21 protein-coding genes, 1 pseudogene and 1 riboswitch are annotated in these 17542 nt (G+C 34.7%); of the genes and pseudogenes, 17 read left to right on the top strand and 5 right to left on the bottom strand.

What is annotated here, in order from left to right:
- Positions 1-58 precede the first annotated feature (58 nt).
- The gene (cbpA, locus tag H280_RS0114725; protein WP_020061902.1) at positions 59-685 is read left to right on the top strand and encodes a cyclic di-AMP binding protein CbpA; all 627 of its coding nucleotides are present in this window, start codon (positions 59-61) and stop codon (positions 683-685) included.
- A 26-nt stretch (positions 686-711) separates the two neighbouring features.
- On the opposite strand, the gene H280_RS0114720 is transcribed toward cbpA, so the two are convergent.
- The gene (locus tag H280_RS0114720; RefSeq protein ID WP_020061901.1) at positions 712-1485 is read right to left on the bottom strand and encodes a divergent polysaccharide deacetylase family protein; all 774 of its coding nucleotides are present in this window, start codon (positions 1483-1485) and stop codon (positions 712-714) included.
- A 412-nt stretch (positions 1486-1897) separates the two neighbouring features.
- Between H280_RS0114720 and H280_RS0114715 the strand changes: the two genes are divergently transcribed.
- Positions 1898-2167: an aspartyl-phosphate phosphatase Spo0E family protein gene (locus tag H280_RS0114715; RefSeq protein ID WP_020061900.1), complete on the top strand. Its 270-nt coding sequence runs from the start codon at positions 1898-1900 to the stop codon at positions 2165-2167.
- A 24-nt stretch (positions 2168-2191) separates the two neighbouring features.
- On the opposite strand, the gene H280_RS0114710 is transcribed toward H280_RS0114715, so the two are convergent.
- Entirely contained in the window at positions 2192-3688 is a 1497-nt protein-coding gene (locus tag H280_RS0114710) for an ATP-binding protein (RefSeq protein WP_020061899.1), read from the bottom strand.
- Between the two features lie 162 nt (positions 3689-3850).
- Between H280_RS0114710 and H280_RS0114705 the strand changes: the two genes are divergently transcribed.
- The 4 genes from H280_RS0114705 (at position 3851) to H280_RS26515 (ending at position 7198) form a co-directional block, all read left to right on the top strand.
- Positions 3851-4297: a MarR family winged helix-turn-helix transcriptional regulator gene (locus H280_RS0114705; protein WP_020061898.1), complete on the top strand. Its 447-nt coding sequence runs from the start codon at positions 3851-3853 to the stop codon at positions 4295-4297.
- Between the two features lie 284 nt (positions 4298-4581).
- Entirely contained in the window at positions 4582-6276 is a 1695-nt protein-coding gene (locus tag H280_RS0114700) for a M3 family oligoendopeptidase (protein ID WP_020061897.1), read from the top strand.
- A 143-nt stretch (positions 6277-6419) separates the two neighbouring features.
- Complete coding sequence (locus tag H280_RS0114695) at positions 6420-6953, top strand: DinB family protein (protein WP_020061896.1); 534 nt, start codon at positions 6420-6422, stop codon at positions 6951-6953.
- 128 nt (positions 6954-7081) lie between these two features.
- The gene (locus tag H280_RS26515) at positions 7082-7198 is read left to right on the top strand and encodes a DUF6254 family protein (protein WP_020061895.1); all 117 of its coding nucleotides are present in this window, start codon (positions 7082-7084) and stop codon (positions 7196-7198) included.
- A 10-nt stretch (positions 7199-7208) separates the two neighbouring features.
- On the opposite strand, the gene H280_RS0114685 is transcribed toward H280_RS26515, so the two are convergent.
- Positions 7209-8417 (bottom strand): ATP-binding protein, encoded by a 1209-nt coding sequence (locus tag H280_RS0114685; protein WP_028411247.1) that lies wholly within the window; start codon positions 8415-8417, stop codon positions 7209-7211.
- A 424-nt stretch (positions 8418-8841) separates the two neighbouring features.
- Positions 8842-8885, top strand: a riboswitch (PreQ1 riboswitch).
- A 96-nt stretch (positions 8886-8981) separates the two neighbouring features.
- On the opposite strand from H280_RS0114685, the gene queC reads away from it, so the two are divergent.
- The 4 genes from queC to queF are packed head-to-tail and all read left to right on the top strand — an operon-like array spanning position 8982 to position 11363.
- A complete protein-coding gene (queC, locus tag H280_RS0114680) occupies positions 8982-9644 on the top strand; it encodes a 7-cyano-7-deazaguanine synthase QueC (RefSeq protein WP_020061893.1) in 663 nt (220 codons plus the stop codon).
- Positions 9644-10138, top strand: coding sequence for a 6-carboxytetrahydropterin synthase QueD (gene queD, locus H280_RS0114675; protein WP_020061892.1), 495 nt, complete (start codon positions 9644-9646; stop codon positions 10136-10138). The genes queC and queD overlap by 1 nt, the downstream gene beginning before the upstream one ends.
- Entirely contained in the window at positions 10131-10847 is a 717-nt protein-coding gene (queE, locus tag H280_RS0114670) for a 7-carboxy-7-deazaguanine synthase QueE (protein ID WP_020061891.1), read from the top strand. Before queD ends, queE begins: the two co-directional genes overlap by 8 nt.
- An 18-nt stretch (positions 10848-10865) precedes the next feature.
- Entirely contained in the window at positions 10866-11363 is a 498-nt protein-coding gene (queF, locus tag H280_RS0114665; RefSeq protein WP_020061890.1) for a preQ(1) synthase, read from the top strand.
- A 35-nt stretch (positions 11364-11398) separates the two neighbouring features.
- Here the strand turns inward: queF and H280_RS0114660 are convergent, their stop codons facing one another.
- Positions 11399-11584 carry a YkvS family protein gene (locus H280_RS0114660; RefSeq protein ID WP_020061889.1) on the bottom strand — a complete coding sequence of 62 codons (186 nt, stop codon included), beginning with the start codon at positions 11582-11584 and terminating at the stop codon, positions 11399-11401.
- 210 nt (positions 11585-11794) lie between these two features.
- On the opposite strand from H280_RS0114660, the gene H280_RS26155 reads away from it, so the two are divergent.
- Entirely contained in the window at positions 11795-11953 is a 159-nt protein-coding gene (locus tag H280_RS26155) for a hypothetical protein (protein ID WP_020061888.1), read from the top strand.
- Positions 11954-12003: 50 nt separating this feature from the next.
- On the top strand, positions 12004-12603 hold the full coding sequence (locus H280_RS0114650) for a hypothetical protein (RefSeq protein WP_020061887.1): 600 nt from the start codon (positions 12004-12006) through the stop codon (positions 12601-12603).
- 62 nt (positions 12604-12665) lie between these two features.
- Here H280_RS0114650 and H280_RS0114645 read toward each other — a convergent pair whose 3' ends face one another.
- A complete protein-coding gene (locus H280_RS0114645; RefSeq protein ID WP_020061886.1) occupies positions 12666-13223 on the bottom strand; it encodes a GNAT family N-acetyltransferase in 558 nt (185 codons plus the stop codon).
- A gap of 122 nt (positions 13224-13345) precedes the next feature.
- Here H280_RS0114645 and H280_RS0114640 point away from each other — a divergent pair, with 122 nt between their 5' ends.
- The 5 genes and pseudogenes from H280_RS0114640 (at position 13346) to H280_RS23665 (ending at position 17507) form a co-directional block, all read left to right on the top strand.
- Positions 13346-13540 carry a hypothetical protein gene (locus tag H280_RS0114640; protein WP_020061885.1) on the top strand — a complete coding sequence of 65 codons (195 nt, stop codon included), beginning with the start codon at positions 13346-13348 and terminating at the stop codon, positions 13538-13540.
- Between the two features lie 42 nt (positions 13541-13582).
- Positions 13583-13900, top strand: coding sequence for a hypothetical protein (locus H280_RS0114635; RefSeq protein ID WP_020061884.1), 318 nt, complete (start codon positions 13583-13585; stop codon positions 13898-13900).
- Between the two features lie 391 nt (positions 13901-14291).
- On the top strand, positions 14292-14651 hold the full coding sequence (gene nrdI / locus H280_RS0114630) for a class Ib ribonucleoside-diphosphate reductase assembly flavoprotein NrdI (protein ID WP_020061883.1): 360 nt from the start codon (positions 14292-14294) through the stop codon (positions 14649-14651).
- Positions 14638-16371: pseudogene (nrdE, locus tag H280_RS0114625) on the top strand (class 1b ribonucleoside-diphosphate reductase subunit alpha); the annotation flags it as partial. The gene nrdI and the pseudogene nrdE, both read left to right, overlap by 14 nt.
- A gap of 815 nt (positions 16372-17186) precedes the next feature.
- Entirely contained in the window at positions 17187-17507 is a 321-nt protein-coding gene (locus H280_RS23665; protein WP_081625671.1) for an HNH endonuclease, read from the top strand.
- Positions 17508-17542 lie beyond the last annotated feature (35 nt).

Raw genomic sequence — 17542 nt, 5'->3', positions numbered from 1 at the left:
AATACGGCTCTCCTTATTATATATAGATTACATGTCGTCATGTGGGGAGGAACGTATTTTGCGAGTTAAAAATCATTTTCTTCTGAAGCAACTAGTTGTAACCTGCTTCGAAAATGAAGAGACGGAGCGAGCTTTAGAGATAATGGAGCACAGTGGATATAGAGCGATTCCTGTTTTAGCAGAGGACGGTAAGACATTTAAAGGGATTATTTATAAAGTGGATGTGTTAGAGAATAGGTGTAAGGAGCAAGAAGAAAAGAAAGAAAGTATTTCTGAGCTAATGAAAGATGAGCAGGCTTTTATTTTTGAACGTGATTCTTTCTTTAGGGCTTTTTATACAATTCGTAGATTGCCTTTTTTAACTGTACTAAATGATTATCATGAGTTTATAGGCATTTTAACACATTCTAATATTTTTGATGTGATTGAAGACTCGTTTGGAATGCATACTGGTGGATATATATTAACATTAGCGACGCATGAGTCGAAAGGAATCATTAAAGAGCTTGGTAGATTATTAAAGCTATATAATATCGGGGGATTATTTACGTTAGATAATGGAGATCAGTATATTAGACGCGTTATCGTTAATTTAACAGATGATTTGAATCAACAAGAGTTAGAAGCATTAATAGCAAAATTAGAAAAAAGGGGTTTTCGAGTTAGTCATGTAGACCGCATTTAGAAATAGAGAGGGGCTGAAGCCTCTCTCTATTTTTGTGAAGAAACAGGCGGGGCTGGCGCTACAAGATCAGATAAGAAAATAAAATCAGCTTTTTCTTGAATTTTAGGAATATAAGATCGAATGACAGAAGATGTAATTTCTCCTGGAGGACCAACGTGACCAATCGCTACCATAACAGGTTCAGTTCTTACCTTTTGTAAGAGAATATTTGCTTGTTTCGATACGTGAGCCGAAGTATATAGATCATCAAAAAATAGTTTATTTTCGACAATAGGTACACCAATCTCTTCCCCAATTTTTTTGACAACGCTGTGCGGACTTGTTTTACTATCTAAATAAAAGAGGCCATGCTCTTTACAAACTGATAGTATAATGCGCATCACTCTTTCATCAGCCGTTGCTTTTGAACCCATATGATTGTTCATTCCAATTGCGAATGGAACCTCTTCAATTGCCTGTTTGATACGACTTCTAATTTCAGCATCACTTAAATCGGTTGTAATAGCTTTTGGGCCAAGCCACTCTTTTTTACCTTTTACCGGTTCCATTGGCATATGAATAATCACTTCGTGTCCTTTTTGATGAGCTGATGTCGCATCTTGTTTTGTAGATGGAAGAAATGGCATAACTGCAGCAGTTAACGGGATAGGCAGTGAGAGCATTTTTTCTGTGCCCTTCATATTATTTCCAAAGTCATCAATGACAATTGCTACTTTATTTGTGTGAGCGTAGGTTGGCGCAGAAAAGGTTACGATTGGTAGTAGGGCGGTAAGGAAAAAGATTATCATATATTTTCGCATGTACAAATCTCCTTTCGGATCATACAAAGCATCCATATTTTCATCTATTAACGGTAAGTCGAATCAATTGCACTCAGTGGTGTGGTATAAATGATAATTTACTGTTATCGTTTACGTTTTGAATGAATTTAAACGCACAAAATGTCGAAAATAAAATTGTGAAAAGGAAGATTTCTTTGTTTGAGAGGGATTTTCATTAAAATAAAACAAAAAAAATGTCTATTATTGCGAATGTATTTACAAAGATAGAATAATTTGTAATAATTCTCAAGGTGAGGATAAAGATTTGTAAATTATAGGGAGAAAATGTTTAATTTTCTGAATGTTCTTATGTAATAAGGAGAGAAACAGAAAGTTCCATTCTTAATAAGAATGGAATACAGATTATGAAAGGATATTGAGGGGGATATGCATGTTTGTAGTAAAAAGAAAATCTACAATGGACAAGCTTTTGTATGATATTCATGTGAAGCGTGAAGAAATGATTCATTTAGGGCTTACAAATGGATTTAATAGCTTGGAGACAATTCAAGTAAGTCAAGAATTGGACACGCTTATTGTAAAATATCAACGCTGCAAAGAGAAAAAGGTGTCGAAATGGTTGTTAATGATAAAAACATCATTTTTAAAAATCGCACACAATGAGAAATCGAATGCGTTTTGGACAACATTTATAAAGTAATCATCCCATAAGGAAAAGGGATGATTACCGTGAATAGAGCGGGAGAATAATGCCTACTGTTGTTCCTATATTTTCTGTACTTTCAATCGTAATTTGACCATTATAAATTTCAATGATTCTTTTGCATATGACAAGGCCTAGTCCCGTTCCTGTTTCTTTGTTTGTGAAAAACGGATGGAAAATATGCTTTTGAATGTGTTTTGGAATTCCTTTTCCAGTGTCTTTGATTTGCAATTGTGCCGTATTTTTGTTTGATTCGATTGTAATCGTCAATGTATCACCACGTGACATTGCTTCAAAAGAATTTTTTGTAATATTTAAAATAACTTGTTTAATATGATCGTTTGAACAGCAAATCGGAATTGGTTGTTTAGGCATATGTATGGAAAGTTCAACATTATGTAAATTTGCCTCGGATTGAATAATTAACGAAACTTCTTTTACAATATCTCTTAAATCGTATGTTTTTTCAATAATAGCAGTTGGTTTCCCAAGAATAAGGAATTCGCTGACAATCTCATTAATCCTTTCAATTTCTTTCTCAATAACAGAAAAATAAAATTGGTCTTTTTCATTTGTATGCGTTTCTTTCAAAAGAGTAATGAGTCCTCTAATACCTGTAAGAGGATTGCGGATTTCGTGAGCTGTGCTTGCAGCGAAGGAACCAACTAATTCGAGTTTTTGTACTTCATTTTGTTTTCTTTCTAATTTTGTTTGTCTTTTTAGAAGAATGTATTTGATAACTAAAAATAAAATAGTCATAAGAAATAATGTTATTAAACAATTCATAAAGACGTTATGATATAAAATAGTTTCTTCAATAGGTAACGGATAAATAGCAACGCTCCACGGCAATCTTGTTAATGGAACAGTAATTTGTTGTGTGTTTGTTGGGGCGAATTTTGGATTATTATCGTGTAAAAATGTAACTCCATACTTATCCAGTACTTCAAAGTGATATTCTGGTTTGATTGCATTTAAAGACGTTGCAATATAGTCAAATCGTAGGCTCGCTAATAGCAGCCCAGAAATATCTTTGTTTTCATTGAAAACAGGAGTGGCAATCACAATCACTTTATGGCCAGAAGCACGATCTGTAATTGCGGATGAAACTGTCGTCTGTTTAGTTTTTAAAGCTTCTTTTGCATAAGAACGATCAGTAATATCGATAGGATCTTTTAATCCCGATGATGATAATGTAACTTTCAAATCAGCATTTGCATAATACAGGCCATCAAATCGATCGTCGGTTTCATCTGTACTATGTAGAACATGTTGTATTTCAGTATCATCTTGCGCTTTTGCGCTAATAACCATCGCCAGCATTTCTAATGCAGATGTTGCTTCTCCTAGATAACGGTCTAAGTAGTCTCTATATAAAAATACGACTGTATGAGCGGCTTGTTTATTTTCTTTTTCCATTGTATATTTTTCGTATAAAAACAAGATAGAACTAATACAAAGGGTTGGAAATATAACAAGCAAAATATATAAAAATATGTTGCGTAGTTTTACACTCAAAATTGCTTCTCCTTCTGTTTTTAATTTTATTATATAAAAATATTCTGAAATGTGTAGTGTTTTTATAGTTTTTTGATGTAATATGTTGAAATATGGCAGTGTTGTTTAAATTGGATATAATCTCTCTATTTGAAAAGAGATTTAGCGAAGGGTGGGAGTGTTATGCCATCTCAGTATGAAGAGGCAGATGTTTCTAAAACATTAAAAGTATTTATCGCTTTATCACGCGTGCACCGCTCTGTTATGGATACGGCCAATAAATCTATTCAAAGCAATGGATTAAACCCAACCGAGTTTGCTGTACTAGAATTGTTATACCATAAGGGAACTCAACCATTGCAGCAAATTGGGGAAAGAATTTTAATTGCGAGCGGTAGTATTACATATGTTGTTGATAAATTAGAGAAAAAAGGACTTGTTGAGCGAAAACCTAGCCATAATGACCGTCGTGTTATTTATGCTCATTTAACAGAACAAGGGATACAATTAATTTCTAGTATCTTTCCAAACCATGAGAAAGTCATACATGAATCATTTCATATGTTATCAAATGATGAAAAAGATCAACTCTTAATGTTGTTAAAAAAGATAGGGAAATATGAGAAATGATGAAAAACTTTGAATGTATAGTTCAAAGTTTTTTATTATTTTTGCTATCCGTGAGCAAAAAAAGCTCCTTATATATAAGATTAAAAACGGCATAAATCTTTTTTAGAGGGAGATGAGAGGATCTGACCGCACATAGAAGCGATTTGTATGTCGGAAAATTAAAATGAATTTATAGTACTCACGGCAATAAGTAGGATGAAATTTACTGATGAATAAAGGGAATTTACGAAGTATATGGAATTATAGTAAGGGAATGTTTTTTAGAAAAGAAAGGGGCTCGTTCTATGTCATTTGAGAATTATGAATATAAACGTCCGAATATGGATGAAGTGAAAGACAGATTTGCGGAGACTTTACAACAGTTTCAGAGTGCTAAAAAAGTGGAAGAACAAAAAGAAGTAATTGCACAGATTAATGAGATTCGTAATGATTTTAGCACGATGTATAACATATGTTATATTCGTCATAGTGTAGATACGACGGATGAATTTTATAAGGCAGAACAAGATTTCTTTGATGAATATTCACCAATTGTGAAGGGATATGTAACAAAATATTACGAGGCATTAACACAATCTCCATTTCGAAAACAATTAGAAGAATATTATGGTGTACAGTTATTTGCACTTGCAGAGGCTGAAATGAAAACATACTCTGATGATGTAGTAGCAGATTTACAGTTAGAAAACAAGTTGTCTTCTCAGTACACACAGTTATTAGCGGCAGCTAAAATTTTATTTGAAGGAGAAGAACGAACGCTATCACAACTTGTTCCGTTTATGGAGAACAGAGATCGTAATATGCGTAAACAAGCAAGTGAAGCATATTATGGCTTTTTAGCAGAGAATGAAGAAGAGTTAGACCGTATTTATGATGAACTTGTTCAAGTAAGAACGACAACGGCGAAGAAACTTGGTTTTAATAATTTTGTTGAGCTTGGATATGCAAGAATGTATCGTACAGACTACAATGCAGAGATGGTTGCGAATTTCCGCAAACAAGTACTTGATTATATTGTTCCTGTTGCAACTGAACTAAGACAAAAGCAACAGGAGCGTATTGGAGTAGAGAAGCTTGCTTATTATGATGAGAATTTTGAATATCCATCTGGTAATGCAGTGCCAAAAGGTGATGCGGATTGGATTGTGAATCACGGCAAAACGATGTATAAAGAACTGTCAGAAGAAACAAATACATTTTTTAATTTTATGTTAGAAAATAATTTATTAGATCTTGTTGCGAAAAAAGGAAAAGCTGGCGGAGGCTATTGTACATATATTGAAAATTATAAAGCACCGTTTATTTTCTCGAACTTTAACGGAACGTCTGGTGACATTGATGTGTTAACGCATGAAGCAGGACATGCTTTTCAAGTATATGAAAGCCGCCACTATGAAGTTCCAGAGTATAACTGGCCGACATATGAGGCGTGTGAAATTCATTCTATGAGTATGGAGTTTTTCACGTGGCCATGGATGAAATTATTCTTTGGAGAAGATGTAGAGAAGTATTATTTCTCACATTTAAGTTCAGCATTGTTGTTTTTACCATATGGTGTATCTGTTGATGAATTCCAGCATTTTGTATATGAACATCCAGAAGCATCACCTGCTGAGCGAAAAGAAGCGTGGCGTAATATTGAAAGAAAGTACTTGCCACATCGTGATTATGAAGAAAATGATTATTTAGAGCGCGGAGGATTTTGGCAACGTCAAGCGCATATTTATAACTCACCATTTTATTACATTGACTATACGTTAGCACAAATTTGTGCATTCCAATTTTGGAAACGTTCTAGGGAGAATCGTCAAGAGGCATGGGAAGATTATGTTCATCTTTGCCGTCAAGGTGGTAGTAAATCATTCTTACAATTAGTTGAGATAGCTAATTTAACATCACCATTTGCTGATGGATGTGTGAAAGGTGTAATCGATGAGATTCATGGTTGGTTAAATGGAGTAGATGACACAAAATTGTAAAAAAAATACATTAGTTTTTATGGATTTGCAATCGACAATTATCGGGAAAAATGAGATAATAAAAGAAAATTTGGAATAATAAAACGAATGAGGTGTTTCTTAAAAAGAAGCGCCTCTTTTTAACCAAATAAGGGGGGAGAAATATGATGCAATCCTATGCAAATATGAATATGGAAACATTGTTACGTGGTATGGCGTCTACGAGACAGAAACTTTTATCAGAAATTGAAATGCTAACTGATACAGAAATTAATATGAAACCGCGCCGTGATAAATGGAGTATTATGCAAGTGTTACATCACCTTCATCTTGTTGAACAATCTGTTACATCTGCTATTGTATATGCGCTTCATAAAACTGAAAAAAAAGTTGTCCCACCAAAAGACCTTCAAACTACACTCGATCGAACAAAAAAGAGAGAAGCCCCTCAACAAATGCAACCAACAGAAACGTTAATGAAAAAAGCTCAAATGATACAATTGCTGCAAAGTTCAAGAGAAAAGCTTTTACATGTTCTTCATAGCATTGTAAATGAAAAAGAACTATTTGAAAAATCGCTCAAACATCCTGTATTTGATGAACTTAATTTATATCAATGGGTACAATTCTTAGACTTACACGAACAGCGTCATCTTACACAGTTAAAAGAAGCAAAACATGCCATTTTGCAAAGATGAAGTGAAACTTCCATCAGCTGATTTACTAGCTGATGGTTTTTTTGTAGTTTTTGCACCACTCAGTATATGTATATTCCTACTTCATATGTTGGAACATATATAAGGACATCTGAAAAGGAGTTGAAATAATGGGTAATAAAAAACGAGAGCAAGAGAGGCAATGGAAAGCACGAAAAGAACAAAAGCAGCCGCATGGGAAAGTGAAGACTTTTGCGGAACTTGTAGATGAAACAAAAAAAACGTGATGCAGATGCATCACGTTTTTTTTGTTAAGGGAAATATAAGAAGAAAAGTTGTCCCAATATTTTTCTTACTAGTGATGTCAATTTTACCATTCATTGCTTTTATAATACTAAAGACAACCATCATTCCAAGGCCTGTTCCTTTTTCTTTTGTAGAGTAGAAAGGAGAACCAAGACGTTTTACTTGTTCGGTACTCATGCCGATTCCGGTATCTTGAATATGTAATTGTATATGTTTATTAGCAGGTGTTACAGTAAATGTAAGATCACCGCCGTTTGGCATTGCTTCAATACAGTTTTTTATAATGTTTAAAAGGCATTGATTGAGCTTTTGTTTTTCTCCCATTATATAAAATGTTTTACTTTGTTTCGTATAATGGATACGAACGTTAGAAAGGTTTGCTAATGGTGTCATGAGCATCATTGCATGAAGTAATTCTTCTTCTAACTGTAATAGTTGTACTTTTTCAATACTTGGTTTTGCAAATGTTAAGTAGTCTGTTAATACATGATTTGCTTGGTCAATACCGCGCATAGCGATGTCTAAATATAACAATTTTTCTTGTTCTGAATAGCTTTTTGATTGTAGTAATTGAAGAAATCCTCTTGTTGATGTAAGTGGGTTTCGAATTTCATGTGAAATAGAAGCAGCCATCTCACCGATGAGATGAAATTTTTCGGCGTTTACAAGTTCCTTTGCAAGGCGGACTTGTGATTGTAAAACTTCCATTAAGTATAAAATTAAAATTGTTCCTATAATTGTGCATAACTCATATGTAACAAGATAAGGGGTATAGTCCTTTGGATTTGAAACGATAGATAGAAAATAAGGAATCCAGCCAATGCCGTAAATAAGACTGTAGAAAAAAGCTAAATACATTTTTGTTTTGATTTTCCCTTTTATGTACATGTTATATGTTGTAATGAGAAAAATGTACAAGATGAAAGATGCAATAAGAGAAGGTATGAACCCGTTGCCCCCAATAAAAAAACGATAAATGTTCATAACAACTAAAATGGCACCACCTGCGACTGGTCCTCCAGATAATGTACCGACAACGAGCACGATATGTCGGAAATCATATTGAAAACCGTAATCTGCTTTTGCAGCAAACGACATACAGACAATGGTAGTAATACTGCAAGAGAGAATAAATACAAACGAATTGAGCTTTGGAGAGCGATTTCCTTTTTCACTCCAAAATAAATGATAAATCAACATTGTAACTAAAATAAATAATATATTTATGAAGAGGTACATAATAAAAAGCTTCAGCTTTAAAACCTCCTTATATCGAGAAATAAAGGGTTTGATATAGATAAATACAAAATGATATAAAAACCATTTTCTTTTTAGGGTAGGGCGAGAGCGTCTGGCCGCGTATAGGAGCGGGCAGGGCCTTTTCTTGCCACATGCCAGGTTTTAAACAAAAGGATCAGGCCGGTAGCTAGCATGATGTATGCTGCACAGCAACGATTTATAGGTTGAAAAATCAAAGTGGATTTATATATAATCATCATACTATTAATATGGAAGAAAATGAATGTTATTTTTGGAAAAAACAGAAAAAATAGACGTTTTCCACTCATATACTCGGTGTGTTACAATATAAGGTGCAAGTTAAAGAAGACAATCCATGCATAGCATGGGAGAGGTTCGCGAACTCCCTCTATAAAAAACTAAGCAGAGAACAATGTCTTTTTTGATATTGTTTTGTTTTTTTTAGTATGACAGTTCAAGAACGCTCTTTCTTCTTGGAATCGAAAAAAGAGGAGAATGAGTGAAATGAAAAAGGAAAAAGCAGTTGTTGTGTTTAGTGGTGGTCAAGATAGTACAACATGTTTATTTTGGGCACTTGAACAATTTGAAGAAGTAGAAACAGTGACGTTTAATTATAATCAGCGTCATAAACTCGAAATTGACTGTGCGGCAGAAATCGCAAAAGAATTAGGTGTGAAGCATACTGTACTTGATATGAGCTTGTTAAATCAGCTAGCTCCTAATGCATTAACTCGTACAGATATGGAAATTACACATGAAGATGGCGAGTTGCCGTCGACATTTGTGGATGGACGTAACCTATTGTTTTTATCGTTTGCGGCTGTGTTAGCGAAACAAGTAGGGGCACGTCATATCGTGACGGGTGTGTGTGAAACAGACTTTAGCGGTTATCCAGATTGCCGTGATGTGTTTGTGAAATCGTTAAACGTTACATTAAATTTATCGATGGATTATCCATTCGTTATTCATACACCACTTATGTGGATTGATAAAGCAGAAACGTGGAAATTGGCAGATGAGCTTGGAGCATTTGAATTTGTCCGTGAAAAAACGTTAACGTGCTATAACGGAATTATTGGTGATGGCTGCGGTGAATGTCCAGCGTGTCAGCTTCGTAAAGCAGGACTTGATAAATATGTACAAGAACGTGAAGGAGCGAAAGCATAATGACACAAGACTTCTTTGGATTTCGCATTGTTGAAAATTTACAAAAAATTGATCAGGACATCGAGCGCAAGCAACTGAAATATCATAATAAGCGTGTTATGGTTAGCAAAGAATTTACGTTTGATGCTGCCCACCATCTGCACTGTTATGAAGGGAAATGTAAAAACCTTCATGGCCATACGTATAAAGTGATTTTTGGAATTAGTGGTTATGTTAATGAAATTGGCTTAGCGATTGATTTTGGTGATATAAAAGAAATTTGGAAAAATGAAATTGAAATATATTTAGATCATCGTTACTTGAATGAAACACTTCCAGCTATGAATACAACTGCTGAAAATATGGTTGTATGGATTTTCGAGAAAATGGAAGAAGCGTTAACAAAAGGTGCCAGGCAAAATGAATATAAAGGGGCGCTTGTTGAGTTTGTGCGCTTATTTGAAACACCAACGAGCTATGCAGAAGTAAGACGGGAGTGGATGATGGGTGAGTAACATTCCTGTTTTGGAGATTTTTGGACCGACAATTCAAGGAGAGGGAATGGTTGTTGGACAAAAAACAATGTTTGTTCGCACAGCCGGTTGTGATTATAGCTGTGCATGGTGTGATTCTGCATTTACATGGGATGGTTCTGCGAAAGAGCAAATTCGTCAAATGTCGCCGAAAGAAATTTTTTCTGAACTTGTCCAAATTGGCGGTGAAAATTTCTCGCATGTAACGATTTCTGGTGGAAATCCTGCATTGCTGAAGCATTTAGGAGAATTGACCTCTTTATTAAAAAAGAACGGCATTCGTACAGCAATTGAAACGCAAGGAAGTAAATGGCAAGATTGGTTGCTTCATATAGATGAGGTGACAATCTCACCGAAGCCGCCAAGTTCAAAGATGACAACGAATTTTGTTATGTTAGATGCAATTATTGATAAGTTAGACGGAAAAGATTTTAGTTTAAAAGTGGTTGTATTTGATGATCAAGATTTTGTATATGCAAAAGAAGTGCATGAACGTTATCCGCACGTTCCATTTTTCTTGCAAGTTGGAAACGATGATACAAAGACGACTGATGATGCTTCATTAATTCAGCGTCTTCTTATGAAATATGAGTGGCTGATTGATAAAGCAGTGCAATGTAAGGAAATGAATGATGCAAAAGTATTACCGCAGCTCCACGCTTTAGTGTGGGGGAATAAACGCGGTGTATAAGTGAAGGGAGCTTTTTAGATGACTGGAAGAAAAGATGAAGATTTAAAAGATGTAACATTATTAGGAAATCAAAATACAAAATATTTATTTGAATATAGTCCAGGAATTTTAGAGACATTTGATAATAATCACCCAAATCGTGATTATTTTGTAAAATTTAATTGTCCAGAGTTTACAAGTTTATGTCCAAAAACAGGACAACCAGATTTTGCGACAATTTATATTAGCTATATTCCAGAACAAAAAATGGTAGAGAGTAAATCTTTAAAGTTATATTTATTTAGTTTCCGCAATCATGGAGATTTCCATGAAGATTGTATGAATGTTATTATGAATGACTTAATTAAACTAATGGATCCACGCTATATTGAAGTATGGGGCAAATTTACACCACGCGGCGGTATTTCGATTGATCCATATTGTAACTATGGACGCCCTGGAACAAAATATGAAAAAATGGCTGAATATCGTTTAATGAATCATGATTTATATCCAGAAACAGTAGATAATCGTTAAGAAAAGAGGGGGCTTGCCCCCTCTTTTCTAGTATTCTATGTATGTTGCGTAAGAATTGTATAGTTTTTATGATTGACAACAGTAAGCGGTTCCATATCTAAATCTCTAAAATTATCCATAATTGTTACATCGACGATAACGGAGTTTTTATTTACTTTTTGAACGCGCCCTTGTAAACCGTTTTTAAATTCAATGATATCTCCAGCTTCTGCGATTTCCATAAACAACTCTCCTTGTTACATTTTTTTGAAAAAGAGAACTAGTTTCGTTCTTTTGTATTTTTCTTTATTTTGAACGATATTTTCAATTTTGTAAATGTTTCCATGCTATTTTTTTGAAAAAAATAGTAATTTTTCACAATTAATTTATAGTAAGATTCTCACATTTATTGTAAGGTGAATATAGGAGTGTTATGAAACGGAGACGATAAAATGGTATTTGAGATTGTGGGGAGTTTTATATCTATTGTGTTATTTTTATTTGCATATGCGAAGTTAAAAGTGATTCGTGAACATGGAACATACATATACTATGAGGGAGCGGATAGTACGTCTTCTTTTTCTAGTCATGAAGATGGAAGTACTGAATAATATAAGGTGTGTTTCTATAATAGAAAAGTGTTGAACGGAGAGTGAGAAAGATGCAAATTTCTTTCATACGTCATGGAAGCTCTAGTGTTCAAAAGAAAGCCATTACAGTACAGGAATTTCAAGGGTGGCAGCAAAGATACGAGAATGAAGATATTATGAGAGAAATGGAAATCCCAATGGAAGCGATGGAAGTCGTTGAATCCTCTAAATTTATCGTATCGAGTGATCAAAAAATAGCTGTTCAATCAGCAACGATGTTGACTAGCAATGTTATGTTTATACAGAATTCGCTTTTTCGCGAAGCTGCTGTTCCTTCTCTTTTACCTGTTCCAAACTGGGTAAAGTGTAAACCGGAAGTATGGCTGTTTTTGGGCAGGGCACTTTGGACGATTGGTTATTCGAAGGATGTTGAATCCCATGTAGAAGCACAAAGAAGAGCAAAACAAGCGGCCGATGTACTAGTTGGATATGCAAATGTATATCAGCGGGTTACCCTTATTGGGCATAGTTATTTTAATACGATGATTGGGAAAGAGTTACGTATGCGTGGGTGGCGTGGACCACTGCTATTGCGGAATAACCCGTGGGGATGTACAATTTATACTTTTCATGAAGTAATGGAAGGAAATGCATTTGTAACATATACATAAAGGTGTCATACTCTATATATAATACAACGGCACAATTATGAAATAATAATTGTGCCGTTGTATTATATATGTTTAACTAAATGAGCATATGGTTCGCCCACAAGCATAAGTGTGTTATCTTGTGTATAGCCGAGTTTTTTATAAAGAGAAAACGCAGGTTTGTTTTCTAAGTTTACTAGCAATGAGATTTTCTCATGCCCTTCTTCTTGAGCGAAAGTTTCAGCTGCAAGAATTAAATTTGAACCGATACCTTGTCCGCCATATGTAGATGAAACAGATAGAGTATCAATATAATATTCATCTTCTTCTGCTTCTTTTTCTAATATAATAGAAGAATCTTGTTGAACGTCTCGTAACCGATTCACAATTGGTTCATCTAGTTGAGTCGCTTCACTTCCGTGGTAGGCTACAATAATACCAACAGCTTTTCCATCTCGTTCTTCAACAAAACAATTTTCATAACTGAGTCGGTTTTCTTTTTTCGAAAACCAATATTCTAAACCTTCTAGAACTTCCGTTTCATTTGTGCCACCTGTTAATTTTTCAGCAATTTCATGCAGTGCGTTGTACAATAATGGAGATATTGCTTGAGCATCTGTTTGTTTTGCTTTCCGAATCATGTTATCCCTCCTAGTGTCCATTTTATTGTATCATAAGAGTTAGCATGATAAGAAATGATTTGCTGTATTAGGAGCGTATAGAAGTAGTCGTGAAATAAAAATACGACAGAGAGGTGATTAGTATGGATAAACAACAAGTAAATATGATTTTAGATCAGCTGAAAAATAATGAAATACAAGAATACATTGCAACAAAAGAAGTGTTTTATACATTTCGTGAAGTTTTAGTAGAGAGAGAGGATTTTAAACATTTTCGAGGTAACGCACAGCATGGCGGGAAAATCATTTATACATATATGGAAATGCCGCGCTCGTAAGGCATGCTAAAAGTCGGATAATGAGAAGGGAGAGGAGTTTATTTGGGAGAGTTTAAGCAAGGAATACTTCCGCACTGGGACTGTTTTTGGAAAGATGAAAAAGGAAGGAAATTTGTTGGGATGGTTATGTTTCCGGAGAAGCGAAAGCGAATGAAGGAAATCATCGGACAATTAAAAAAAGCATATGAACAAGAACGAAGTGTGCTTGTAGTAGCAAAACTTCAAAATTCGATTCAAAAAGTTAAAGGTACGATTGCGTATTTCGATGAAGAATCACCTGTTTTTACGATGCAATGTAAAGATGAAATTTTCTATCATATATTTTTGAACGATATTGTGCGCATAGAATATTATGAATAGGAGTACAGTTCAAATAAACGATAGAAAAAATGTGTAACCGGTTTCGAACAGTTTCTAATAGGGAAACTGTTCGTTTTTTTTTTGACAAATGAGAAATAGATTTCGCATGTATGTTTCTTTTTTTGACAATTTGCTACGATGAACTTTTTTGGAAATGTGGGTAAATCCGTTGACAACTTTTTTGAAATACACTTTATTGACATGTGTTTTAGAATGTTGTTTCATATTCTTTGTATTGTAAAAAGAACGGCCTTTTTTGTCGAAAAAATAAATTTTTAAAAAGAAAGAAATTATACATATATCTTGTGTCCTTTTTTAAAAAGTAATACAATATATAGAGAATTCATCAAGAACGAACATGATGTAAAAAGATACAAAAGGAGGGTCGGAGATGTTAATTGCATATGATTCTATGACAGGAAACGTGAAGCGTTTCATTCACAAATTAAATATGCCGGCCGTTCAAATTAATGAAAATCTCGTATTAGATGAAGAATATGTCCTTATTACGTATACAACAGGTTTTGGAAATGTACCGGAACGTGTTTTGCAATTTTTAGAGCGTAATCATGAATGCTTGAAAGGTGTAGCTGCAAGCGGAAATCGCAATTGGGGAGATATGTTTGGGGCAAGTGCAGACAAAATTGCAACGAGATATGAAGTGCCGGTTGTATCAAAATTTGAGTTATCTGGAACAAATAAAGATGTAGAATTTTTTAAAGAGAGGGTGCTGGAGATTGCGACACATTGAATTGAATAATGAGATCACGCAAATGCAGGACGGGTTCTATCAGCTTCACAAAGATAAAGAGGCACTGGCTGTCTTTATGGAAGAGGCGAAAGAGAATACCGTTCGTTTTGATAGCGTGACAGAACGCATCGAGTATATGTTAGAGCATGACTACTACTATGATGTGTTAAGCGAATATAAGATGGACGAGGTAGAGGCTGTATACGAAATCACATATGGCGAAAAGTTCGAGTTTCAATCTTATATGGCAGCATCTAAGTTTTATAAAGATTACGCGCTAAAAACGAATGACCAAAAGCAATACTTAGAAAGTTATCCTGATCGCGTGGCAATTGTATCGTTATACTTAGGTCGAGGAAACGCCCAAAAGGCGAAGCAATTTGCAAGCATGATTGTCAAACAAAACTATCAACCAGCGACACCAACCTTTTTAAATGCAGGTAGAAGCAGAAGAGGAGAAATGGTGTCTTGTTTCTTGTTAGAGATGGACGACAGCTTAAACTCGATTGGCTTTAATATTAATACAGCGATGCAGTTAAGTAAGATTGGTGGAGGCGTAGCGCTCAACTTGAGCAAACTACGAGCACGCGGTGAACAAATTAAAGGTATTGAGAACGCAGCAAGCGGTGTTGTACCAGTTATGAAATTACTTGAAGATTCGTTTTCATATGCGAATCAGTTGGGGCAACGAAAAGGTGCAGGAGCTGTATATTTAAATATCTTCCATTGGGATATTATTGAGTTCCTCGATACAAAAAAAATAAATGCCGACGAGAAGAGTCGTATTCAGTCTCTTTCCATCGGAATTATCGTTCCAAGTAAGTTCTTTGAGCTTGCTGAGAAAAACGAACCATTCTATGTTTTCGCTCCTTATACAGTGTATAAAGAGTACGGAAAACATTTAGACGATATCGATATTGATGAAATGTATGACGAACTGATGAGCAATCCGAATATCAAGAAGAAACAGCTTGATATTAGCACACGTGATATGCTCATTAAAATTGCAATGATTCAGCTTGAGTCTGGCTATCCATACTTAATGTTTAAATCAAATGCAAATAAACAACATCCGTTAAAGGATATTGGAACTGTGAAGATGTCGAATCTTTGTACAGAAATCTTCCAGTTACAAGAAACATCTGAAATAAATGATTATGGTACAGATGATATTATCCGCCGTGATATTAACTGTAACTTAGGTTCACTAAATATCGTGAATGTGATGGAGAATAAAGAAATTCGTGAGGCAGTTCATGCAGGTATGGAGGCTTTAACGGCTGTTTCTGATATGACAGTCATTCCGAATGCACCGACTGTGAAGAAGGCAAATGAAGAATTACATTCAGTTGGTCTTGGTGCATTAAACTTACATGGCTATTTGGCGAAAAATAAAATTGCTTATGAAAGTGAAGAAGCAAAAGATTACGTCCGTACGTTCTTTATGATTATGAACTATTACTCAATAGAAAAGAGTATGTTGATTGCTAAAGAAAAAGGACAAACCTTTAAAGACTTTGAAAAATCAGATTACGCAACTGGCGTATACTTTGAAAAATATGAAACGACAGATTATCGTCCTCGTACAGAAAAAGTACAGAAGCTGTTTGAGGATATTCATATCCCGACTCAGGAAGAATGGATACAATTAAAAGAACTTGTACAAAAGAATGGAATGTATCATTCATATAGACTTGCAGTGGCTCCGACGCAAAGCATAGGTTAGGAATAGCCCGTTTATACGGTGACGTGTAAAATGAACCCTTCGAATTGCGGGGAACTCCTAAAGATCTTTCTACCAACTTATCGCAGTGATGTAGGTAAGGGCGTTGCTAACTTCAACGGTACGGTAAAAAGGGAAGATATTAAAAAATTGCATTTTATGGGGAAATAGTTAAATGTAGTTTTTTGAATGGAAAATCCGCAGCCAAGTATCTAGATGGTAACTAGATAAAGGTTCAACGACTGACGTGGAGGGAAACTACTATGGTTAGTAAAATATGTGAATTTTGTGGTGGGGATTTCAAAATTCCTCAATATAGATAAGCAACAGCTAAATTTTGTTCAAAAGAATGTAGATCTTTAAGTGAACGAAAAAGAAAAGTAATTAGGTGTCAATATTGTGGTAAAGATTTTGAAACGAATAAAAAAGAGCAAAAATTTTGCGATGATAAATGCTATAAGCAATTTAAACAGAGAACAGAAAAAGAGTGTGAAATATGTAAGACAGAATTTCTAGTGAAAAACTCTAGAACTAGAACGTGTTCGAAAGTATGTCACAAACTGCTACTAAATAAAAAAGTAGAAAAGACTTGTCTTACATGTGGAAAGGAGTTTATTGTCCATAATTCTCGACAAGATAAGGCGAAGTATTGTTTGAGGAAATGTTATACGGATAGTAAAAAGAAACCACAAACCTTTAATACTATTTGCGATCATCCAACATGTAATAATAACTTTTATAAAGCCCCTTCTTTAAAAGAAAAGCATGAGTATTCGTATTGCAGTAGGGAATGTTACTCAAGTCATTCCTCTATGATAGGACGAATGACTGCTGAAAATAATCCGAATTGGACTGGATTAGGACATAAACATGGAAATAGAAAATATTATGGTCCTAACTGGTTAAATCAGAGAAGAGAAGCGCGTGAAAGGGATAACTATATGTGTCAAAGGTGTGGGATTACAGAGGAAGAATATGGTCAAGAAATGTCTGTTCATCATATAAAACCATTTGTTCTTTGTAACGATTACCTAGAAGCGAATAGTTTAGATAATTTAATTTGTTATTGCGAAGATTGCCACAGAAAAATTCACTCAGGGACTAACCACCCACGGTATTATAGTAGTTTATGATACAGTCTGCTCTCATGGGAAACTATGAGAGGATG

This window comes from Bacillus sp. 123MFChir2, assembly GCF_000383235.1.
Taxonomy (GTDB): Bacteria; Bacillota; Bacilli; order Bacillales; family Bacillaceae_G; genus Bacillus_A.
The sequence above is the reverse complement of the archived record's forward strand: the minus strand, read 5'-3'. Positions and strand labels throughout refer to the sequence as shown.